This is a genomic window from Phyllobacterium ifriqiyense, from assembly GCF_030817885.1.
Classification (GTDB): domain Bacteria; phylum Pseudomonadota; class Alphaproteobacteria; order Rhizobiales; family Rhizobiaceae; genus Phyllobacterium; species Phyllobacterium ifriqiyense.
Map to the genome: position 1 here is coordinate 1,296,848 of NZ_JAUSZT010000003.1, position 19,890 is coordinate 1,316,737.

Genomic DNA, 19,890 nt, shown 5'->3' on the forward strand with positions numbered 1-19,890 from the left:
ATGAGCAAAGATCTCTCGGAAGCCCATATCCATTCCGGCAAGGTGATGACCGTCAACGGGCCGATAGCCTCGGAGAAGCTTGGCATTACCTTGATGCATGAGCATATTCTGAACGACTGCCGGTGCTGGTGGCATGCGCCGAAGACCCCGGAGCGCCAATATCTTGCAGGCGGTTTTGTCTGCATCGAAATACTGGGCGAGCTGAAGCAGGATCCCTTTGTCAACAAGCATAATATTACGCTTGATGATGAACCGCTGGCGGTAACGGAGCTGAAGGCCTTTGTCGCTGAGGGTGGGCAGACAGTTGTAGAGCCGACCTGCCGGGGTATCGGCCGGAACCCGCTTGCCTTGAGGCGTATTGCCAAGGCGTCCGGCCTCAATGTGGTGATGGGAGCCGGATATTATCTTGGCTCCTCGCACCCCCCTGAGGTTGCGGCAATGACCGTTGAAAATATAGCGACGGAGATTGTCCGCGAGGCGGTGGAGGGAGTGGACGGGACCGATGTCAGGATTGGATTGATCGGCGAAATCGGCGTCTCTTCGGACTTCACTGCTGATGAAGAGAAGTCATTGCGTGGCGCTGCTCAGGCGCAGGTGCGAACCGGCCTGCCGCTTATGGTGCATCTGCCTGGCTGGTTCAGGTTGGGCCACCGCGTCCTCGATATCGTTGCGGAAGAGGGTGCGAACCTGCGACATACGGTCCTCTGCCATATGAACCCTTCCCATGACGATTTTGCTTATCAGAGCGAACTCGCCGCCCGCGGCGCTTTCCTCGAATATGATATGATCGGCATGGACTTCTTCTATGCTGATCAGCAGGTCCAGTGTCCAAGTGATGAAGAGGCAGCACGGGCCATTGTCCGCCTCGCAGATGTCGGTCATCTCGACCGGGTGCTGCTGTCGCACGACGTTTTCCTCAAGATGATGCTGACCCGATACGGTGGCAATGGCTATGCCTATGTCTTGCGTCATTTTCTGCCGCGGCTGCAACGCCACGGTCTGGATAAAGCGGCTCTCGATCAAATGATGCGAGCCAACCCCCGCTCAGTTTTTCACGCAGGTGTTTAACGCGAGTTGCCTGTCCGGAGTCTTGGGAAGGACCCGGAAATTTTAAGAAAGAATGGTAAGACGATGACAAAGAAAGTACTGCTCGTTGGCGAGAGCTGGGTTAGTTCTGCAACACATTACAAAGGTTTCGATCAGTTCGGCAGCGTTACCTTTCATCTTGGTGCCGAACCATTGGTCAAGGCGCTCGCGGGTAGCGATTTCGAACTGACCTACATGCCCGCGCACGAAGCGGTTGAGAAATTTCCCTTCGAAATGGCCGGTCTGGACGTGTATAACGTCATCATCCTTTCCGACATAGGTGCAAACTCGCTGCTGTTGCCACCCGATGTCTGGCTGCATTCCCGTACAGTCCCCAACCGCCTCAAGCTGATCAAGGCCTGGGTCGAAAAGGGCGGCTCGCTCTTGATGGTTGGCGGATACTTCTCCTTTCAAGGCATTGATGGGAAGGCCCGCTGGCGGCGCACTGCGGTGGAAGACGTTCTTCCTGTTACCTGCCTTCCTTACGACGATCGTGTCGAGATACCGGAAGGAACGACGCCGAAGATCGAACTACCGGATCACCCAGTCATGGCCGGGCTCGATGGCGAATGGCCGTTGCTTCTCGGTGTCAACGAGGTCGAGCTTCGCGAACGGGAAGATGTGGAGGTAATCGCACGCCTGCCTGACGATCAGGGCGGGCATCCGCTTCTGGTTCTCGGACGTTTCGGCAAAGGTAAGACCGCGGCATGGACATCGGATATTGGCCCGCATTGGCTATCGCCTGCATTCTGCGAGTGGGAAGGTTATGGCAGGCTTTGGAAAAACATTCTCGGTTGGCTAACGCGCGACTGAAGACAGGCGTCTGGGACAACCAGCTGACACATATGAAGTCTCCATGAAAGGGAAAAACATGCAAGCAATATCGGATCGCGCATCCAATGCTGTGCAGGAAATATTCGGCACCAATAAGGTGCTCATCGGGATGATCCATTGCCCGGCATTTCCCGGTTCTCCACGATATAGGGGCGCCGATATGAATGTGATCTATGATGCGTGCATGCGCGATGCCGAAGCTTGCATTGAAGGCGGCTTGCATGGTCTGGTCATTGAAAATCACGGCGACATTCCATTTTCGAAGCCGGACGATATCGGTCCTGAAACAACGGGTTTCATGTCCGTGGTGACGGACCGTATTGCAAGCGCCATTGGCGTTCCACTTGGGATCAATGTCCTTGCCAATGCACCAATTCCGGCATTCGCCATTGCCATGGCAGGCGGAGCAAAGTTCATCCGCGTTAACCAGTGGGCCAATGCCTATGTGGCGAATGAAGGGTTCATGGAAGGACGCGCCGCCGAAGCCATGCGTTACCGTTCCATGCTGCGGGCAGAGCACATCAAGGTATTTGCCGACAGCCACGTCAAACACGGCAGCCATGCTATTGTTGCCGACCGTTCAATCGAGGAACTAACCCGCGATCTGGCATTCTTTGATGCAGATGGCATCATTGCTACGGGCCAGCGGACGGGCAACAGTGCAACGATGGAAGAGATCGACGAAATCGGCTCTGCTACGCACCTTCCACTGCTCGTTGGATCCGGCGTAACCAAGGACAATATCGTAGATATTCTTGGTCGCACCAATGGCGTTATTGTTGCCTCATCACTCAAGTATGATGGCGTGTGGTGGAATGCGGTGGATATCGATCGCGTAAAGGCATTCCGCAAGGCGGCGGAGCCAGGTTTGGAGGCCTGAACCGATGGCAACCGAAACCCTCTCCGAACGTATTCTTCGCGAAAACGCGGGCGTTCTTGAAGAGATGATCAATCATCGCTTTGTCGTGGACATCAAGAACGATGTATTGAGCAATACTGTATTCGAGCGCTACCTCGTTTATGAGGGGGCTTTTGTTGATACGGCAATTTCCATCTTCGCTTTCTCGGTGGCAAAAGCGCAGACCATCGAGCAAAAGCGCTGGCTTGCAGCAGTCGTTATCGCTCTTGCAAATGACCAGATTGCTTATTTCGAGCGGACCTTTGCCAGCCGTCGCATCGATCCCTCATCGTTCGATACCAGTATACCGGCCGTCAAAAACTTTTGTTCGGGCATGCTGGCCATCGCCAAGGACGGTGAGTTTCTCGATATTATCGCAGCAATGTTTGCGGCAGAATGGATGTACTGGACTTGGTCGAAGGAGGCGTCTGCCGGCAACATCAGTGATCCGCTTTTAAAGGAATGGGTTGCAATGCATGTGGATCAGGCATTTGCGGATCAGGCCACGTGGCTCAAGGATCAGCTCGATATGGCAGGTCAGCAGGGGCTCCCTGAAGGCTTGTGCGTCCGGCTAAGCAGTATTTTTGGCTACGCGATGCAGCTTGAAATTGATTTTCACGACGCGCCATATCTCTGACTTCAAGGAAGTGACCGCATGCGTGCCTATGTAATCGGCAATATTGCCATGGATGAAACGATCATTGTCGATGAGCTTCCTATCTCCGGCGCTTCGATCCTTGGGCATGTGGGCACGCACGATCTCGGAGGGAAGGGGACAAACCAGGCTGTCGTAATGGCGCGCTGCGGCATTCCCACGGTACTTGTGGCTCCGGTGGGGCAGGATTCGAGAGCTGCAACGATCCGCAAACATCTTCAGGGGGAGCCCTTAACCAGCGAACTCATCAGCATTGAGGGGATATCGAGCGACATTTCTCTTATTTTCCGCCTGCCCGACGGAGAAAATGCGATCGTTACGACAACGGACTCTGCTCAAAGGCTATGCGCTTCACATGTTGCGCCCGCTCTGGCGGAAGCCAAACCAGGCAATCTTGCCATTCTGCAGGGAAATCTTTCCCCCGAGGCGACGGTAGGAATTCTTCAATTCGCTAAATCGCTTGGCATGATCACCGCCTTCAATCCGTCGCCACAGCGGTCATTTTTCTCGGATATTTGGGCGTTGGTGGATATAGTGTTTCTCAATCGCTGGGAAGCGCAGGCTTTAACAGGTGCTGAAGGTGAAGCTGCCGCCAAATATCTCCTGCAAAAAGGAATTCAAGAGGTGGTTCTAACTTTGGGGAGTGAAGGTGCCTTGCTGGTGAACAGGCGGGAAACTATCGTAGTGGCTGCATCACCTGGTATGGTTGTCGATACGACCGGAGCTGGCGATACGTTCATGTCCGTCGCTTTGGCATCATCTTTAAAACGCGGCTGCCAGCTCGATAGAAAAGCGCTCGAACATGCGTCTCATGCAGCGGCAATCACTATATCGAAAGTTGGCACACGCTCCGCTTTCCCCACAACTTCAGAACTCGATCAAATTCTGAGTGACGGCCAGCTGGATGCCGTCAACTAACGGATAGTTCTGCATAAAATTGAAATAATGGCGGAGAGAGCGGGATTCGAACCCGCGTTACGCTATTAACGTAAACACACTTTCCAGGCGTGCGCCTTCAACCACTCGGCCACCTCTCCGCAATACGCCCAGCACATAGCTGATCGGGCTAATTATGTGCAACCGAAAAGACCGGCTGCAAGAGCACCGTCAACCATCGGCCACTCATTCTTCGATACAGACACAGCGCTATACGATGGTTAGTCGGCAGCTACCCTGTGCGGCGCGCACTATAGCCAGAACAAGCACTTGTTCAACTCCTAATTCAATATATTTTTGGTTTACGGCAAAATCACCATTTTATCATTTAATTACAATTGGTTATAGGTATAGATATGGCTGACGGCTCCTCGGAGGCACACGGCGCGCAATTCTGTTCACGTCGCAACGGATCGCAATCATGTCCAGAAAAGCGATTCCGGGTTCCGGGGTTTTGCGTTAGAGGATAGAAGATCAAGCGATCCAACATCCTTTCAGGTGAAGGACGTTTCGCCCTTGGAGAAGAATATTGCTACGTCTTATTTTCAGGCTTTTAGCCTATATCTGCCTTAGCCTGGCTATTATTGCCGCTGTGTTGGATGCCGCCAGATCAGTTGGCGCATCCAACCTGGTCATCACGTCGCTGAGAGATAGCTGGCAATCGGTTTCAGCCAACTCTTTTGCACTTGTCGAAACAAGCATCAGAACCCATTTATACAGCATATTCTGGGACCCGTTGATGCTTTGGGTACTGGACGCGCCTACAGTGCTCGTCTTCGCTCTTCTCGCGCTGTTGTTATACGCGATAGGTTACAGACGCGCCGACAAAACAGGCAGGTTCGCTGCCCGCTGAAGCATCGTCGAAGCCCATCCACCGGAGGTAACGCAATGTCCATATTCAGCATGCTGAGCAAGAAATCCGAAATGCCGACGGCAGAGCAGGCGTTGCCTGGCCGTTCATCGCCAATTGCAACCGCAGAAACGCATTTTGTTAATGGGCGCCCATTAAAGGGCCCTTGGCCTGACAATCTGCAAACCGCCATGTTCGGAATGGGTTGTTTTTGGGGCGTTGAACGTCTGTTCTGGCAAGTGCCCGGCGTCTATCTGACTGCCGCGGGCTATGCTGGCGGAATTACACCAAATCCAACCTATCAGGAAACATGTACCGGTCTGACCGGCCACAACGAGGTGGTACTGGTGGTATTCGATCCGGCGATAGTTTCGTATGAAGAGCTGTTGACGATATTTTGGGAAGAGCACGACCCAACCCAAGGCATGCGGCAGGGCAATGATGTCGGTACAACATACCGTTCCGGAATCTATACTTTCACACCAGAGCAACAGGCTGTGGCTGAGGCAAGCCGCGCTGATTACCAAAGCGCACTAACGGCCAAAGGGCGCGGAACTATCACCACCGAGATTCTCGAAGCACCGATATTTTACTATGCCGAGGACTATCATCAGCAATATCTGGCCAAGAATCCCGACGGTTATTGCGGGCTGCGTGGAACAGGAGTCTCTTGCCCTATACCGAGTGCCAGAGCAGTAAATTAACCTGGGTAAAACGGGTTTCGATCTGAATTTTGATCACTTGGCAAAATTCCGCGTGAATTTTGCTTAATGGCATGCAAGATTGACGTAGGTGCGGCGGGTTGAATGCCTCGCCGCAATGGTCTAGGGCACAGCGGAAAGTTGTGTCCTCAAACAAAATCCAGAGGGTTGCTATAAAATGAAGCGTATTGTTCTTGGTCTCCTGGCTGCTACGGCATTGCCCCTGATATCACTTGGAGCAGCGAACGCTGCGGACGACAAACCCGCTTTGATTTATGATCTGGGCGGCAAATTCGATAAATCATTCAACGAAGCTGCATTCAATGGCGCTGAAAAATATGCAGCTGATTCCGGCGTGAAATATCGCGAATTCGAAATCCAGAACGAAGCTCAGCGCGAACAAGCGCTGCGCAAATTCGCATCGGACGGCAATTCGCCGATCGTCATTGCAGGCTTTTCCGCTGCTGCCGCGATTGAAAAGGTTTCCACGGAATTCCCCGATACTAAATTTGTTATTATCGATGCTGAAGTTAAACAGCCCAATGTTCGTTCGGTCATATTCAACGACAATGAAGGTTCCTATCTCGTCGGCGTCATAGCTGCCAAAGCTTCCAAGACTGGTACTGTCAGCTTTATTGGCGGAATGGACGTTCCGTTGATCCGTAATTTTGCCTGTGGCTATGTAGGCGGCGTTAAAGCGACGAATGCGGATGCCAAGGTCATCCAGAACATGACCGGTGATACGCCGGCTGCCTGGAATGATCCGTCAAAAGGTGGCGAGATCGCCAAATCACAGATGGATCAGGGTTCTGATGTCATTTTCGCCGCAGCGGGTGGCACTGGTATTGGCGTTCTTCAGGCGGCAGCCGATGCCGACAAGCTAAGCATTGGTGTTGATTCCAACCAGAACGGGCTGCATCCGGGCAAGGTTCTGACCTCGATGCTCAAGCGTGTTGATGTCGCCACCTATAACGCCTTCAAGGATGGTGCCGACGGTAAATTTACTGCCGGTGTGAGCTATCTCGGCGTCAAAGAAGGCGGTGTTGACTATGCTGCCGACGAGAACAATGCCAAGCTTCTGACGGATGATATCAAGGCAGCTGTCGAAGCCGCCAAGGCCGATATCATCTCCGGCAAGGTGAAGGTGCACAGCTATTTTTCAGATAATGCTTGCCCGTACAAATAAAACGACGCATCAAAGTTGAAAAAAGCCGCCGGTCAGATCATCGGCGGCTTTTTTAATGGCTTTTTCATTATCCACATTCCGGCATTCTCACCGTCTAGCTCTTCTATTTTTTGCCAGCCTATACGTTCATAGTAGCCGGTCTCAGACGTATAGAGATAAAGCTGCTGATGGCCTTGCTGTTGTGCAATCTTTTCCGTTGCTTCTACCATGGCCTTGCCAACGCCGATCAAGCGCATTTCCGGCGTAACATACAGGCTTGCGAGCCAAGGCTGCAGATGAGGATGCGTTTCAAGATCGTTGTCGATGAGCAATGACAGGCCCACGGGCAAGCCGGACACAAAGCCGACAAGTGCTTTCTGGCGACTTTCAGAATTAAGAAAACCAAGGAAGCTATCAATGATTTCTTCCCGGCTGCGGCCGCCGTCACGGCCCCACGTTATATAATTCCAGCGCGCACATAATGGCACGAGTTCGGGGTGGTTTTCGAGCAACTCTACTTTTGTCATCATTTAATAATGAGGGGGTTTGGTTACGGGCGTATCTTCGGAGGTCTGCTCTTCCAAGACAAGAAAACGATCTGTCAGGGCGTCCAGCTTGCGCCGCATTGCCTCAATAGTTTTCCATTGTTCGGTTAGCTGACCAGAGAGTTCGTCAATCGTATGTTCTTGCTCGGTTACCAGAATTTCAAGCCGAGTAAGGCGGTCATTGCTTTCGGCTGTCATTCCCGTCTCCGTTGCTTCTTTTTCTGTCCCGCGTTTTGATATTTGAACAAGTTGATGGCCATTGCGTCAAGGTATGAAGAGATGATAGCGGCTGTTGAATGTTGCTTTTCTTGACTGGAAAGAAAAAATTCCCGTGTTAGGGTCGTAAGCTTCGAAAAACAACAAGAGCTGATCAACAGCGGATGGGGATATGAGCGCAGCTGCAATCGAACTTATTGGCGTGGACAAACGTTTCGGCTCCGTCCACGCAAATCGCGATATTCATCTGACAATTGAGAAAGGGACGATTCACGGCATCATCGGTGAAAACGGTGCCGGAAAATCGACCCTGATGTCCATTCTTTATGGATTTTATCAGGCGGACAGTGGCGAAATTCGCATCAATGGAAAAACGACCAAGATCACCGATCCGAATGCTGCAATCGGAATGGGCATTGGTATGGTGCATCAGCATTTCATGCTTGTTGAAAATTTCACCGTCCTTGAAAATGTGATGCTCGGTGTAGAGGGCGCACCGCTTCTGAAGAACGGTATTGCCAAAGCCCGTGCTGAATTGAAGCGTCTCGAGCAGGAATATGAACTCGACGTGGATCCCGATGCCCTGATTGAAGAGTTGCCTGTTGGGCTGCAGCAACGCGTAGAGATTCTCAAGGCACTCTATCGCGGTGCCGAAATTCTCGTTCTTGATGAACCGACCGGCGTTCTCACGCCGCCCGAAGCAGACCATCTTTTCCGGATTCTCGAGCAATTGAGGGATCAGGGCAAGACCATTATCCTGATCACGCATAAATTACGCGAAATCATGGCCGCAACGGACAACGTATCCGTCATGCGCCAAGGTGCAGTAGTAGCGACAAGAAAAACCAGCGAAACTTCGGTGGAAGAACTGGCTGAACTCATGGTGGGACGGCGTGTTTTGTTGCGTGTCCAGAAGGGCGAGGCACAGCCTGGCGAAGTGAAACTATCGGTGGAAAATCTGACCGTGCGCGATAGTCGTGGCGTGGTCATGGTCGACAATGCCTCGTTCACTGTGCGGGCGGGTGAGATCGTCGGCATCGCTGGGGTGGCTGGCAATGGACAATCACAGTTGATTGAAACAATTGCCGGAATTCGCGCTGCAGTATCAGGCCGCGTTCTCCTTGACGGACAGCTTATCGATATTACAGGTGCTGCCGATCCGGGTGAGTTGCGCGATCGCGGATTAGCGCATGTGCCAGAGGACCGCCACCATATGGGGCTCGTCCTCGCATTCGAGGAATATGAAAATTCGATCCTGGGATATCACGATGATCCGCTTTATCTCAAAGGACCGTTCCTTGATATTGATGCGATCAAAGCAGATGCGCGCAAGAAAATAGAGAAATACGACATTCGTCCGGGTGACCCCAATCTCAAGACCGCAAATTTTTCCGGAGGCAATCAGCAGAAAATCGTACTCGCCCGGGAGATTGAGCGTGATCCGGGTGTCCTGATTATCGGCCAGCCGACACGCGGCGTGGATGTTGGTGCAATCGAGTTCATTCACAAGCGGATTATTCAAATGCGTGATGCGGGCAAGGCGGTCCTGCTTGTTTCCGTGGAACTCGACGAAATCCGTTCTTTGTCGGATCGTATCCTCGTTATGTTCGCCGGCCGCATCGTTGGAGAGCGGGATGCTGAAGCTGACGAAGGCGAGCTCGGCTGCCTCATGGCCGGCGTCGAACAGCTGGAGGCCGCTGAATGACAACGCAGGCGCTCATTATTATAGATGTCCAGAATGCTATTGATGATCCCAAATGGGGGCGTCGAGGCCAGCCTGAAGCAGAGGCGCGTATAGGTGAATTACTCGGCGCTTGGCGTGAACGCCGTCTGCCCGTCATCCACATCCGTCATGATTCAACCGATCCTGCATCGCCGTACCGCCCCGGCACCCATGGCAATGAATTTAAAGATGAGGTTGCCCCGCAGATGGGCGAGCCAGTCATCGACAAACGCACAAACAATGCGTTCATTGGTACTGATTTGATGGATGTTCTCGATGAATTGCAGGCGCGCAGCCTGGTGGTCACGGGCGTGCTTCTGGAAAATTCCGTTGATGCGACGGTTCGAATGGCTGCCAATCTCGGTTTCGAGGTGATTGTTCCGGAAGATGCTGTCGCGAGCATTGATCGCAAAGACTACCGGGGCAAAAAATGGGTCGCCGAAGACGTGCATGCCTTAGCGCTCTCTGTGCTTGAAGGCGAATATGCCCGTATCACGACATCGACAGAAATTATCGGAAACCTGCCATGAGCCAGCCTTTTGCAAAACTACCCGCTTGGGCAGATTATGGACTTCTGCCGCTGATCAATCTCATCGTCGCTTTCTTCGTGGCAGGTCTTGTCGTCTTGCTCGTTGGTGAAAGCCCGATCGAAGCTGCGGTTCTTATGGTTAAGGGTGCTTTTGGCACAGGCGACGGCGTTGGATATACGCTCTACTACGCAACCAATTTCATCTTTACCGGGCTTTGCGTTGCAGTTGCCTTCCACTGCGGCCTCTTCAATATTGGCGGCGAGGGCCAAGCCTATATTGGTGGTCTCGGCGTTGCTTTCGTCGGTCTTGGCCTCGGCGATACCCTGCCATGGTGGATCGTCTTTCCATTGGCAATTGTGGCTTCCGGCATAGCCGGTGCCTTGTGGGCGCTCATTCCCGCGTGGCTACAAGCGCGCCGTGGTTCGCATGTTGTTATTACCACCATCATGTTCAACTTCATAGCGGCCAGCATCATGGTCTATATCGTGGTGCAAATTCTCAAGCCAATGAACATCCAATCGCCGGAAACGCGTGTTTTTGGAGAGGGTGGGCAATTGCCAAGCCTTGGATGGTTGTTGAACGCTGTGGGTCTCAACATGCGTTCCGCACCACTCAATCTCAGTTTTCTCGTATCCCTCATTGCAGCGTTTCTGGTGTGGGTACTGATCTGGCGGACAAAGCTTGGATATGAAATCCGCACAATGGGCTTTAGCCCGAAGGCGGCTCGATATGCCGGCATAAGCGAGATGCGTATCATCATCATCGCCATGATGATTTCAGGCGCCTTGGCCGGTATGATGGCACTCAATCCGATCATGGGAGCGCAGCACCGCCTGCAGCTTGATTTTGTTGCGGGGGCTGGTTTCGTAGGCATTGCCGTTGCGCTCATGGGTCGTTCCCATCCGGTCGGTATTGTGCTGGCGGCAATCCTTTTCGGTATGCTCTATCAGGGCGGCGCTGAAATCGCTTTCGATATGCCAAATATTTCACGCGACATGATCGTGATTATTCAAGGTCTGGTCATTCTTTTCGCTGGAGCACTCGAACACATGTTCCGGCCAACCTTGCAGCGCATTTTCCATGGCTTTTCACTTAAAAAAGACCAGACAGCGCCCATTATTGCTGGAGGTGGCCAGTAATGGAAAGCTTCATCACCATCCTGCAATTGTTCGATTCGACGATCCGCCTGTCGGCTCCCTTGCTGCTCGCCTGTCTGGCGGGACTCTATTCCGAACGTGCTGGCATCTTCGACATCGGCCTTGAAGGCAAAATGCTGGCCGGTGCTTTTGCAGCGGGCGCTGTTGCAACATGGTACGGTTCTGCTGGTCTTGGCCTTTTAGCTGCCATTGCCGTGTCGGTGGCTTTAGGCCTGGTGCACGGCTTTGCCTCCATCACCCACAGGGGAAATCAGATCGTCTCGGGCGTTGCAATAAACTTCATTGCAGCGGGAACGACAGTTATTCTTGGACAGGCATGGTTTCATCAGGGGGGACGGACTCCGTCTTTGCCGAACACTGCGCGGTTCAATGCGATCAATCTGCCCGGCGCCGAAACTTTGCGTGAGATTCCGATCATCGGACCGATCTATTTTGAACTCATATCCGGCCATTCCATCCTCGTTTATCTTGCTTTCCTGCTGGTGCCTTTGACATGGTGGGTGCTTTATCGCACACGTTTTGGCCTGCGTTTGCGCGCTGTGGGTGAAAATCCGGCGGCCGTTGACACAGCGGGTATTTCAGTTCCGTGGCTGCGCTATCGCGCGGTCATTTGCTGCGGAATTCTGTGTGGTGTTGCCGGTGCCTATCTCGCCACAGCGCAAGGCGCTGGCTTCGTGAAGGATATGACCGCAGGCAAAGGCTATATTGCCCTTGCCGCTTTGATTTTCGCAAAGTGGCGTCCAGTCCAGGCAATGTATGCCTGCCTCCTATTCGGGTTCCTCGACGCGTTGGGCATCCGTCTTCAGGGCCAGACTCTGCCGTTGATCGGTGAGGTGCCGGTGCAACTCATGCAGGCGCTGCCCTATATTCTTACGATAATTCTGCTTGCCGGATTCATCGGCAAGGCAATTCCGCCAAAAGCTGGCGGTGTTGCCTATGTCAAGGAAAGATAGCTATGAGTACGGACTTGTTTGACGCGGCATTCGCCGCCATGCAGAAAACCCATTCGCCTTATTCGCAATTTCCGGTGGGCGCCGCACTGCGGACCAGTGACGGGCGTATCTATTCGGGGTGCAATATTGAAGTGGTTTCCTATCCGGAAGGCTGGTGCGCCGAAACAACTGCGCTTTCGCATTTTGTGATGGGTGGTGGAGGCACGATTACCGAGATCGCTGTCGTGGCCGAGAAGAAGGCAAAGTGCACACCCTGTGGCGGGTGCCGCCAACGGTTGGCCGAGTTTGCTAGCCCCGATACGCTGCTCCATCTTTGCGACAATGACGGGATCATTCAAACCCTGACGATGAAAGAAATATTCCCCTTCGGTTTTGAAGCGGAAGTGCTTGGCAAAGGTGCTGCATGATTTCGCCAGCCACGACCACGCTCATTCAAAAACTGAACGGTCTTGCCCCTCGTATTGCTTTGGTGCTCGGCTCCGGCCTCGGATCGCTGGTTGATGCTGTCGAGAATGCGATCCATATTCCCTATTCGGATTTGCCCGGTTTCCCGCACAGTGGCGTTTCAGGCCATGCGGGCGAGGTGGTTGCCGGTTATCTTTCGGGCAAGCCGATCCTGATGCTCGCAGGGCGGGCGCATTATTACGAAAAGGGTGATGCCTCTGTTATGCGCCCGGTAATTGCGGCGCTTGCTGAAATAGGCATTGAGAGCATTATTCTAACCAATGCAGCGGGCTCGATACGTCATGATTTGGCACCGGGCAGTGTGATGCTTATAGACGACCATATTAATTATTCAGGGCTGAATCCGCTGATAGGTGAGCCGTCTGACAAACGTTTTGTCGGCATGACAACAGCCTATGATCAGCAATTGAAAGATGCCCTGATCATTGCTGCCAGTGAAGTTGGCGAGAAATTGGCGCAAGGTGTTTATATGTGGTTCTCGGGGCCATCATTCGAAACGCCTGCAGAGATTCGTATGGCAAGGACTCTTGGTGCAGATGCTGTGGGCATGTCGACAGTGCCGGAGGTCATTCTCGCGCGGTTTTATGGATTGCGCGTGGCGGCCTGTTCAGTCATCACAAATTTCGGTGCTGGAATGACCGGGGCGGAACTGTCGCATGAAGAGACCAAGGATGTTGCTCCGCAGGGTGGTGCGCGTTTGCAGAAGATCCTCCACTCTCTTATTCAGGAAATAGGTTAGCCAATGGAGCTGCCGCAAGAAATTATCCGCCGCAAGCGCGATGGCGAGACACTGAGTGCAGCCAATATCACCGCCTTCGTCAATGCCATGAGCGCAGGTTCCATTACCGATGGTCAGGTTGCGGCCTTCGCTATGGCTGTTTTTTTCAACGGCATGAAACGCGAGGAGGCAGTGGCACTCACCCTCGCCATGCGCGATTCAGGGGATGTGCTGGATTGGTCGGATTTACCCGGCCCCGTTGTTGACAAACATTCAACCGGCGGCGTTGGGGACAATGTGTCCTTGATGTTGGCACCACTCGCAGTTGCCTGCGGCGCCTATGTCCCGATGATATCGGGAAGAGGTCTCGGTCATACAGGCGGGACGTTGGACAAGATGGATTCGATCCCCGGTTATATCAGCCAGCCGGATAACACTCTGTTCCGGAAAGTTGTGCGGGAAGTCGGGTGCGCCATTATTGGCCAGACCGCCAATCTTGCACCGGCGGACAAGCGGCTTTATTCCATCCGGGACGTTACAGCGACGGTGGAATCCATTCCGCTGATAACGGCTTCGATACTATCGAAGAAACTTTCTGCAGGGTTGAATGCGCTCGTCCTTGACGTGAAATCCGGCAATGGTGCGTTTATGGCCCGAAACCGCGACGCGGTGGCCTTGGCAACCAGTATAGTCGAGGTGGCAAACGGCGCAGGCCTGCCAACGACAGCGCTTTTGACTGACATGAATGAGCCGCTTGCTTTGGCCGCTGGTAATGCGGTTGAAGTCAAAAATGCTGTTGATTTCCTGACGGGTGATCGTCGCGATACCCGATTGGAAAGTGTCACACTGGCACTCGTTGGAGAAATGCTCTTATCTGCACGGCTTGCGCCAAATCTGAAGGCCGCAATAGACAAGACGCGGGAAGCACTCAACAGCGGCAAGGCTGCAGAAGTGTTCGGACGCATGGTTGCTGGTCTAGGCGGGCCGAGCGACTTTATCGAAAAGCTCGGTCATTATCTGCCGAGCGCGCCCATCACAGTCGAAGTAAGTGCGCCTGTTGCCAGTTATGTTGCATCCATTGATACCCGTGCCATTGGCATCACAGTCGTGGCGCTGGGTGGTGGCCGTATCAGACCGCAAGACCCCGTTGACCACGCTGTCGGGATCACAGCGCTACAACCCATCGGTGCTAAAATGGAGAAGGGTGAGCCAGTTGCGCGGGTCCATGCCCGCACGCAGGATGATGCGAAGACTGCGGCGCTTGCTATCGAAAAAGCTTATGGTTTTACGGATCGCAAGCCCCGAACAGTCAACCCGGTCCTGCGCCGCATTGGCGCGTAATTACTTCGTGCCGTACATGCGGTCGCCAGCATCGCCGAGCCCCGGAACGATATAGCCTTTTTCATTGAGGTGGCTGTCTATGGCAGCGGTAAAAACTGGCACATCCGGATGGGCTTCGGTAAAGCGCTTGATTCCTTCTGGCGCCGCTAACAGGCAAAGGAAGCGGATATTGCTGGCGCCGCGATCTTTCAATTTCTGAATTGCGACAATTGCCGAATTGGCCGTTGCAAGCATGGGGTCAACGACAATGATGAGGCGGTTGACGATATCTTCCGGTGCCTTGAAATAATATTCAACTGGCTGCAACGTATCGTGATCGCGGTATAGTCCGATATGTGCAACGCGTGCCGCAGGCACAAGGTCCAGCATGCCCTCAAGCAAACCATTGCCTGCCCGCAGGATCGATGCAAAGACCAGCTTCTTGCCTTCTATGACCGGCGACTCCATTTCCACCAGCGGAGTCTGTATCGTGATATTTGTCAGTTGCAGATCGCGGGTTACTTCGTAGCAAAGCAGCAGGGATATTTCCTTCAGCAACCGTCGAAATCCGGCGGTGGAGGTGTCCTTGTCGCGCATGATAGTTAGCTTGTGCTGAACAAGCGGGTGGGAAACGATGGTCACGCCCATGGGGATTCCTTTAAACTGAACTTGCCCGACCTTATCTGTTGATGAGCGTGACCGCAAAGCGTGTGTGCTGGAGACGCACAGTTTTGTCGCGCAACAGGCGATGGTCTTCTGCGTCTCAATATTCTATGGTTCCGGCGAATTATACAGGCAGGTAAGAAAATGAACCAGCAACGCACCGGTGCACAGGGTGGCATGGAAACATCCTTCGGCTTTCAGGATGTGAGCGACGGCGAAAAACAGACCCGGGTCAATGACGTCTTTCATAGGGTAGCCAAGCGCTACGATGTCATGAACGACCTTATGTCAGGCGGTCTGCACAGGGTCTGGAAAGACTCGATGATTGCATGGCTGTCCCCGTCGAAAACCGCAAATTGGAAGGTGCTGGACGTCGCCGGTGGCACGGGAGATGTTGCGTTCAAGATTGTGGAGGCATCCGGGCGCAATGCTCATGCGACGGTATTGGATATTAACGGCTCCATGCTTGGGGTTGGTCAAGACCGAGCTGCCAAAAAAGGCCTCGCCGAAAATACCGAATTCGTTGAAGCCAATGCGGAAGAGCTTCCGTTTGAAAGCAACAGGTTCGATGCCTATACAATCGCATTCGGCATTCGAAATGTCCCGCATATTGATCGCGCCCTGTCTGAAGCATATCGCGTGTTAAAACCAGGCGGGCGCTTCCTTTGCCTTGAGTTTTCCGAAGTTGAACTGCCTGTTCTGGACAAGCTTTATGATGCCTGGTCCTTCAATGCCATTCCAAAGATCGGCAAGGCCGTAACAGGTGATGCCGACAGCTATCAGTATTTGGTGGAGTCCATTCGCAAGTTTCCGCGACAGTCGGATTTTGCTGACATGATCCGAAAGGCGGGCTTTGAACGGGTTAGCTGGCGCAATTTCACCGGCGGCATCGCGGCGCTGCATTCCGGCTGGAAGTTGTGATTTCTGAATGAGTAGTTTTGCAGCAACATTTCGCTTGATGCGAGCCGGGTGGATATTGACCCGTGAGGGCGTAATAGCCGCACTTCCCGCTGATGGTTTGAGCGGTATTCCCGCGTTTGGGCACAAGATTGCAGGCCTTCTCGCTCGCCGCCGTGCGCTGACGGCGCGCCGCTCGGAGCGCATGTCCCGGGCCATCAACAAGCTTGGGCCATCCTACGTAAAATTGGGCCAGTTCCTGGCAACCCGCCCCGATGTCGTCGGGACTGAGGTCGCCGATGATCTGGCCCTGTTGCAGGACCAGCTCGACTACTTTCCGATGGAGGCCTCGATCAAAGCGATTGAGGGATCGTTGGGCCGCTCGGTCGACGATCTCTTTGTCAATGTTGAGCCACCCATTGCTGCGGCGTCTATTGCCCAAGTGCATCCTGCTTATGTGAAAACCAGTGAAGGAAGCAAAAAGGTTGCCGTCAAGGTTGTGCGTCCAGGTGTTCGGCAACGTTTTAACAATGATCTTGAGAGCTTCTTTCTGGTTGCCCGCTGGCAGGAACGTTACGTTCCGGCAAGCCGCCGTTTGCGGCCCATCGAAGTAACGCGCACCTTGGCGCAGACCACACGTATTGAAATGGATCTGCGCCTTGAGGCCGCGGCTCTTTCAGAAATTGGTGAAAACACGAAAGATGATCCGGGCTTCCGGGTGCCAGCCGTCGATTGGGAGCGTACAGGGCGCGACGTGCTGACGCTTGAGTGGATCGACGGGGTCAAAATGTCGGACATTGAAGGGTTGCGCGCCGCTGGCCACAATCTCATCAAGCTCGCCGAAACACTGATCCAGTCATTCCTGCGTCATACACTGCGTGATGGGTTTTTCCATGCGGACATGCATCCGGGTAATCTGTTTGTCGATGCTGACGGCAACATCGTTGCTGTGGATTTCGGTATTACCGGCCGCCTCGGCAAAAAAGAGCGCCGGTTTCTTGCCGAGATACTCTATGGCTTTATTACGCGCGATTATGTGCGTGTAGCAGAAGTGCATTTCGAGGCTGGCTACGTGCCACATCATCATGATGTTGCAAGCTTTGCCCAAGCGATCCGTGCGATAGGCGAGCCCATTCATGGCCAGCCTGCCGAAACCATTTCAATGGCCAAGCTCCTTACTTTGCTGTTTGAGGTAACGGAACTTTTCGACATGGAAACGCGCCCTGAATTGGTTATGCTCCAGAAGACCATGGTTGTTGTCGAGGGTGTGTCACGTACGCTCGATCCGCATTTCAACATGTGGAAAGCGTCCGAGCCTGTCGTTGGCGACTGGATCAAACGTAATCTGGGTCCGCAAGGTATTCTTGTTGACGCGCGCGAGGGTGCGTTGTCCCTGTTGCATCTGGCGCGTCAAGCACCTGATCTGGTGGCTCGCGCTGACAGGTTGTCGCTTGAACTGGATCGCATGGCCGAAAAGGGTTTGCGGTTTGATGATCAGACGGCCCATGCCATCGGCAAGGCCGAAGCGCGGCACACACGATCAGGCCGAATTGCCCTCTGGGTGATTGCAATTTGCTTCGTCATTATAACCTACGAGCTTTTATCTTAACAGAATTTGCGCTAAGTTGATTGCAATGATTGCACATTTGCAATCGTTCTCTTGTGGAGTGCAATCAAATGGCCAGCATAACGATCCGAAATCTGGATGACGCCACCAAGGAAAGATTGCGACTTCGCGCGGCCTTGAATGGGCGCTCAATGGAAGAAGAAGTCCGGCTTGTTCTTGGTGAACTTGACAATGAGCCGCCAACTCCAGCGACTTTGCCACATGCTCTTTCAACCGCTTCAGGATCGCTTGCGGGGCGGCGTATTCTTCTGATCATAGGCGGCGGCATAGCGGCTTATAAGTGTCTTGATCTTATCAGGCGCCTGCGGGAACGCGGCGCTAAAATTCGCCCCATATTGACCAAGGTTGCCGAAGAATTCGTAACGCCTCTGGCCGTGGGCGCTCTGGCCGCCGATAAGGTATTCACCGAGCTTTTCTCCAGGGAAGACGAGCACGATGTCGGCCATATCCGCCTGTCGCGCGAGGCCGATTTGATTGTTGTGGCTCCGGCAACGGCTGATCTTATGGGGAAGATGGCAAATGGTCTGGCGAATGATCTTGCCAGTGCCGTCTTATTGGCGACGGACAAGCCCGTGCTGATTGCCCCGGCAATGAACCCGAAGATGTGGAATCACGCTGCGACCAGGCGCAATCGCGCCACATTGGAAAAGGATGGCATCCGTTTCATCGGCCCCAACAGGGGCGAAATGGCAGAAAGCGGCGAGAGTGGCGCAGGGCGAATGGCGGAACCGATGGAAATCGTTGGTGCCATCGAAAAACTACTCGACCGCACGCCAAAGCCACTATCCGGGAAGACTATCATAATGACGTCCGGCCCGACGCATGAGCCAATTGATCCGGTGCGCTATATCGCCAACCGTTCGTCGGGCAAGCAAGGGCATGCGATTGCCGCAGCTCTTGCGCGCCTTGGTGCGACGGTGCGGCTGGTATCCGGCCCGGTCAATATTCCGGATCCCGAAGGTGTCTCAGTGATTCATGTGGAATCCGCCCGTGAGATGCGTGATGCGGTCGAGCAGCTTCTGCCTGCGGATGCTGCCGTGATGGTGGCTGCAGTCGCAGACTGGCGATATGCGAATGAAGCGAATGAAAAGATAAAGAAACACCCGGGCGAAAAAGCACCCGCCCTGCAGATGGTGGAAAATCCGGATATTCTGGCAGGAGTAGGGCATAGCAAACTGCGCCCGCGGCTGGTCATCGGCTTTGCAGCGGAAACGCAGGATTTGCTGATTAATGCGCAAAAAAAACTCGACAAGAAAGGCGCCGATTGGATCGTTGCCAATGATGTAAGTCACACCAAGGGCGTTATGGGAGGCGACCGGAATGCCGTGCGCATCGTGACCCATACAGGCGTTGAAGAATGGCCGGACATGAGCAAGGAGGAAGTTGCGGAGCGTCTTGCTCAGAAGATCGCCACGGCTCTGCAGCAGCTTGAAGCATGAAGATTGTCATTCGCGAAGCTTTGCATTCCGATGCGCAAAATCTCGCCGCGCTCTCCATTCAAGTATGGCTGCACACATATGCCAAGGCGGGTATCCGGGACGTTTTCTCGCGCTATGTCTTTGCAGAGTTTACTGCTGAACGTTTTGCCGGAGAAATAGAAAGCCGAATAAAACAGCTCTACGTGGCAGAGGTGGAAAATCACCTCGTTGGATATGTCCGGCTCAATCTTGAAGCGGAATGTCCAATTCGTCATATCGGCCAGCCGGAAATAGAGACGCTTTATGTACAGGAACATTTCGCTGGTTGCGGCATTGGAAGCGCCCTGCTCAATCACGCCGTTGAAGCATGTCAATCGCATGACCATCGCCAGGCATGGCTCACGGTGAATCAGCAGAATTTGCCGGCTTACAGGTTTTACCAACGTAAGTTGTTTCAAAAGATCGGCACGGTGGATTTTGTGCTTGAAAGTGAACGTCATGCCAACGATGTTCTGGTAAAAGTTTTTTAGTTA

Annotated in this window: 22 protein-coding genes and 1 tRNA gene; 19 read left to right on the forward strand and 4 right to left on the reverse strand. The window is 53.4% G+C overall.

Annotated features, from left to right (window positions below):
* The 5 genes from QFZ34_RS13880 (at window position 1) to QFZ34_RS13900 (ending at window position 4,391) form a co-directional block, all read left to right on the forward strand.
* Window positions 1-1,068, forward strand: coding sequence for a phosphotriesterase family protein (locus QFZ34_RS13880; RefSeq protein ID WP_307281989.1), 1,068 nt, complete (start codon window positions 1-3; stop codon window positions 1,066-1,068).
* A 63-nt stretch (window positions 1,069-1,131) separates the two neighbouring features.
* Window positions 1,132-1,899, forward strand: a complete 768-nt coding sequence (locus QFZ34_RS13885) for a glutamine amidotransferase (RefSeq protein WP_307281991.1) — start codon at window positions 1,132-1,134, stop codon at window positions 1,897-1,899.
* A 58-nt stretch (window positions 1,900-1,957) separates the two neighbouring features.
* A complete protein-coding gene (locus QFZ34_RS13890; RefSeq protein WP_307281995.1) occupies window positions 1,958-2,800 on the forward strand; it encodes a BtpA/SgcQ family protein in 843 nt (280 codons plus the stop codon).
* Window positions 2,801-2,804: 4 nt separating this feature from the next.
* Entirely contained in the window at window positions 2,805-3,455 is a 651-nt protein-coding gene (locus QFZ34_RS13895; protein WP_307281997.1) for a TenA family protein, read from the forward strand.
* 18 nt (window positions 3,456-3,473) lie between these two features.
* A complete protein-coding gene (locus QFZ34_RS13900) occupies window positions 3,474-4,391 on the forward strand; it encodes a ribokinase (protein WP_307281999.1) in 918 nt (305 codons plus the stop codon).
* Between the two features lie 28 nt (window positions 4,392-4,419).
* Here QFZ34_RS13900 and QFZ34_RS13905 read toward each other — a convergent pair.
* Window positions 4,420-4,510: transfer RNA gene (locus QFZ34_RS13905), tRNA-Ser, on the reverse strand.
* A gap of 428 nt (window positions 4,511-4,938) precedes the next feature.
* Between QFZ34_RS13905 and QFZ34_RS13910 the strand changes: the two genes are divergently transcribed.
* From QFZ34_RS13910 to QFZ34_RS13920, 3 genes are all read left to right on the forward strand, one after another.
* Window positions 4,939-5,262 carry a hypothetical protein gene (locus QFZ34_RS13910; RefSeq protein WP_115054718.1) on the forward strand — a complete coding sequence of 108 codons (324 nt, stop codon included), beginning with the start codon at window positions 4,939-4,941 and terminating at the stop codon, window positions 5,260-5,262.
* A gap of 35 nt (window positions 5,263-5,297) precedes the next feature.
* Window positions 5,298-5,963, forward strand: a complete 666-nt coding sequence (msrA, locus tag QFZ34_RS13915; protein WP_307282004.1) for a peptide-methionine (S)-S-oxide reductase MsrA — start codon at window positions 5,298-5,300, stop codon at window positions 5,961-5,963.
* Window positions 5,964-6,138: 175 nt separating this feature from the next.
* Complete coding sequence (locus QFZ34_RS13920) at window positions 6,139-7,146, forward strand: BMP family lipoprotein (protein ID WP_115054720.1); 1,008 nt, start codon at window positions 6,139-6,141, stop codon at window positions 7,144-7,146.
* Between the two features lie 32 nt (window positions 7,147-7,178).
* Here QFZ34_RS13920 and QFZ34_RS13925 read toward each other — a convergent pair whose 3' ends face one another.
* Both QFZ34_RS13925 and QFZ34_RS13930 read right to left on the reverse strand, forming a co-directional pair.
* Entirely contained in the window at window positions 7,179-7,655 is a 477-nt protein-coding gene (locus tag QFZ34_RS13925) for a GNAT family N-acetyltransferase (protein WP_115054721.1), read from the reverse strand.
* Entirely contained in the window at window positions 7,656-7,868 is a 213-nt protein-coding gene (locus QFZ34_RS13930; protein WP_115054722.1) for a SlyX family protein, read from the reverse strand.
* A 190-nt stretch (window positions 7,869-8,058) separates the two neighbouring features.
* Between QFZ34_RS13930 and QFZ34_RS13935 the strand changes: the two genes are divergently transcribed.
* From QFZ34_RS13935 to deoA, 7 genes are read left to right on the forward strand one after another with little or no spacing between them, the layout of a single operon-like run.
* Window positions 8,059-9,591: an ABC transporter ATP-binding protein gene (locus tag QFZ34_RS13935; RefSeq protein ID WP_307282014.1), complete on the forward strand. Its 1,533-nt coding sequence runs from the start codon at window positions 8,059-8,061 to the stop codon at window positions 9,589-9,591.
* Window positions 9,588-10,139 (forward strand): cysteine hydrolase family protein, encoded by a 552-nt coding sequence (locus QFZ34_RS13940; protein WP_115054724.1) that lies wholly within the window; start codon window positions 9,588-9,590, stop codon window positions 10,137-10,139. The genes QFZ34_RS13935 and QFZ34_RS13940 overlap by 4 nt, the downstream gene beginning before the upstream one ends.
* Complete coding sequence (locus QFZ34_RS13945; RefSeq protein WP_307282018.1) at window positions 10,136-11,278, forward strand: ABC transporter permease; 1,143 nt, start codon at window positions 10,136-10,138, stop codon at window positions 11,276-11,278. Before QFZ34_RS13940 ends, QFZ34_RS13945 begins: the two co-directional genes overlap by 4 nt.
* Window positions 11,278-12,249 carry an ABC transporter permease gene (locus tag QFZ34_RS13950; RefSeq protein WP_115054726.1) on the forward strand — a complete coding sequence of 324 codons (972 nt, stop codon included), beginning with the start codon at window positions 11,278-11,280 and terminating at the stop codon, window positions 12,247-12,249. The genes QFZ34_RS13945 and QFZ34_RS13950 overlap by 1 nt, the downstream gene beginning before the upstream one ends.
* A 2-nt stretch (window positions 12,250-12,251) precedes the next feature.
* Window positions 12,252-12,656, forward strand: coding sequence for a cytidine deaminase (locus QFZ34_RS13955; protein WP_307282021.1), 405 nt, complete (start codon window positions 12,252-12,254; stop codon window positions 12,654-12,656).
* A complete protein-coding gene (locus QFZ34_RS13960) occupies window positions 12,653-13,453 on the forward strand; it encodes a purine-nucleoside phosphorylase (RefSeq protein WP_307282024.1) in 801 nt (266 codons plus the stop codon). Before QFZ34_RS13955 ends, QFZ34_RS13960 begins: the two co-directional genes overlap by 4 nt.
* Before the next feature lie 3 nt (window positions 13,454-13,456).
* Entirely contained in the window at window positions 13,457-14,773 is a 1,317-nt protein-coding gene (deoA, locus tag QFZ34_RS13965; protein WP_307282027.1) for a thymidine phosphorylase, read from the forward strand.
* Here the strand turns inward: deoA and upp are convergent, their stop codons facing one another.
* Entirely contained in the window at window positions 14,774-15,400 is a 627-nt protein-coding gene (gene upp, locus QFZ34_RS13970) for a uracil phosphoribosyltransferase (protein WP_115054730.1), read from the reverse strand.
* Window positions 15,401-15,559: 159 nt separating this feature from the next.
* On the opposite strand from upp, the gene ubiE reads away from it, so the two are divergent.
* The 4 genes from ubiE (at window position 15,560) to QFZ34_RS13990 (ending at window position 19,887) form a co-directional block, all read left to right on the forward strand.
* Window positions 15,560-16,336, forward strand: a complete 777-nt coding sequence (gene ubiE, locus QFZ34_RS13975) for a bifunctional demethylmenaquinone methyltransferase/2-methoxy-6-polyprenyl-1,4-benzoquinol methylase UbiE (protein ID WP_115054731.1) — start codon at window positions 15,560-15,562, stop codon at window positions 16,334-16,336.
* A 7-nt stretch (window positions 16,337-16,343) separates the two neighbouring features.
* The gene (ubiB, locus tag QFZ34_RS13980; RefSeq protein WP_307282035.1) at window positions 16,344-17,921 is read left to right on the forward strand and encodes a 2-polyprenylphenol 6-hydroxylase; all 1,578 of its coding nucleotides are present in this window, start codon (window positions 16,344-16,346) and stop codon (window positions 17,919-17,921) included.
* A 68-nt stretch (window positions 17,922-17,989) separates the two neighbouring features.
* Window positions 17,990-19,378, forward strand: coding sequence for a bifunctional phosphopantothenoylcysteine decarboxylase/phosphopantothenate--cysteine ligase CoaBC (gene coaBC / locus QFZ34_RS13985; RefSeq protein WP_307282037.1), 1,389 nt, complete (start codon window positions 17,990-17,992; stop codon window positions 19,376-19,378).
* Complete coding sequence (locus tag QFZ34_RS13990; RefSeq protein WP_307282040.1) at window positions 19,375-19,887, forward strand: GNAT family N-acetyltransferase; 513 nt, start codon at window positions 19,375-19,377, stop codon at window positions 19,885-19,887. Before coaBC ends, QFZ34_RS13990 begins: the two co-directional genes overlap by 4 nt.
* The last annotated feature ends 3 nt before the right edge of the window (window positions 19,888-19,890 follow it).

What these genes read in the sequence shown, in the direction of transcription:
- QFZ34_RS13880 (WP_307281989.1), top strand. Translation starts at nt 1, where the DNA reads ATGAGCAAAGATCTCTCGGAAGCCCATATCCATTCCGGCAAGGTGATG.
- QFZ34_RS13885 (WP_307281991.1), top strand. Translation starts at nt 1,132, where the DNA reads ATGACAAAGAAAGTACTGCTCGTTGGCGAGAGCTGGGTTAGTTCTGCA.
- QFZ34_RS13890 (WP_307281995.1), top strand. Translation starts at nt 1,958, where the DNA reads ATGCAAGCAATATCGGATCGCGCATCCAATGCTGTGCAGGAAATATTC.
- QFZ34_RS13895 (WP_307281997.1), top strand. Translation starts at nt 2,805, where the DNA reads ATGGCAACCGAAACCCTCTCCGAACGTATTCTTCGCGAAAACGCGGGC.
- QFZ34_RS13900 (WP_307281999.1), top strand. Translation starts at nt 3,474, where the DNA reads ATGCGTGCCTATGTAATCGGCAATATTGCCATGGATGAAACGATCATT.
- msrA (WP_307282004.1), top strand. Translation starts at nt 5,298, where the DNA reads ATGTCCATATTCAGCATGCTGAGCAAGAAATCCGAAATGCCGACGGCA.
- QFZ34_RS13920 (WP_115054720.1), top strand. Translation starts at nt 6,139, where the DNA reads ATGAAGCGTATTGTTCTTGGTCTCCTGGCTGCTACGGCATTGCCCCTG.
- QFZ34_RS13925 (WP_115054721.1), bottom strand. Translation starts at nt 7,655, where the DNA reads ATGATGACAAAAGTAGAGTTGCTCGAAAACCACCCCGAACTCGTGCCA.
- QFZ34_RS13930 (WP_115054722.1), bottom strand. Translation starts at nt 7,868, where the DNA reads ATGACAGCCGAAAGCAATGACCGCCTTACTCGGCTTGAAATTCTGGTA.
- QFZ34_RS13935 (WP_307282014.1), top strand. Translation starts at nt 8,059, where the DNA reads ATGAGCGCAGCTGCAATCGAACTTATTGGCGTGGACAAACGTTTCGGC.
- QFZ34_RS13940 (WP_115054724.1), top strand. Translation starts at nt 9,588, where the DNA reads ATGACAACGCAGGCGCTCATTATTATAGATGTCCAGAATGCTATTGAT.
- QFZ34_RS13945 (WP_307282018.1), top strand. Translation starts at nt 10,136, where the DNA reads ATGAGCCAGCCTTTTGCAAAACTACCCGCTTGGGCAGATTATGGACTT.
- QFZ34_RS13950 (WP_115054726.1), top strand. Translation starts at nt 11,278, where the DNA reads ATGGAAAGCTTCATCACCATCCTGCAATTGTTCGATTCGACGATCCGC.
- QFZ34_RS13955 (WP_307282021.1), top strand. Translation starts at nt 12,252, where the DNA reads ATGAGTACGGACTTGTTTGACGCGGCATTCGCCGCCATGCAGAAAACC.
- QFZ34_RS13960 (WP_307282024.1), top strand. Translation starts at nt 12,653, where the DNA reads ATGATTTCGCCAGCCACGACCACGCTCATTCAAAAACTGAACGGTCTT.
- deoA (WP_307282027.1), top strand. Translation starts at nt 13,457, where the DNA reads ATGGAGCTGCCGCAAGAAATTATCCGCCGCAAGCGCGATGGCGAGACA.
- upp (WP_115054730.1), bottom strand. Translation starts at nt 15,400, where the DNA reads ATGGGCGTGACCATCGTTTCCCACCCGCTTGTTCAGCACAAGCTAACT.
- ubiE (WP_115054731.1), top strand. Translation starts at nt 15,560, where the DNA reads ATGAACCAGCAACGCACCGGTGCACAGGGTGGCATGGAAACATCCTTC.
- ubiB (WP_307282035.1), top strand. Translation starts at nt 16,344, where the DNA reads ATGAGTAGTTTTGCAGCAACATTTCGCTTGATGCGAGCCGGGTGGATA.
- coaBC (WP_307282037.1), top strand. Translation starts at nt 17,990, where the DNA reads ATGGCCAGCATAACGATCCGAAATCTGGATGACGCCACCAAGGAAAGA.
- QFZ34_RS13990 (WP_307282040.1), top strand. Translation starts at nt 19,375, where the DNA reads ATGAAGATTGTCATTCGCGAAGCTTTGCATTCCGATGCGCAAAATCTC.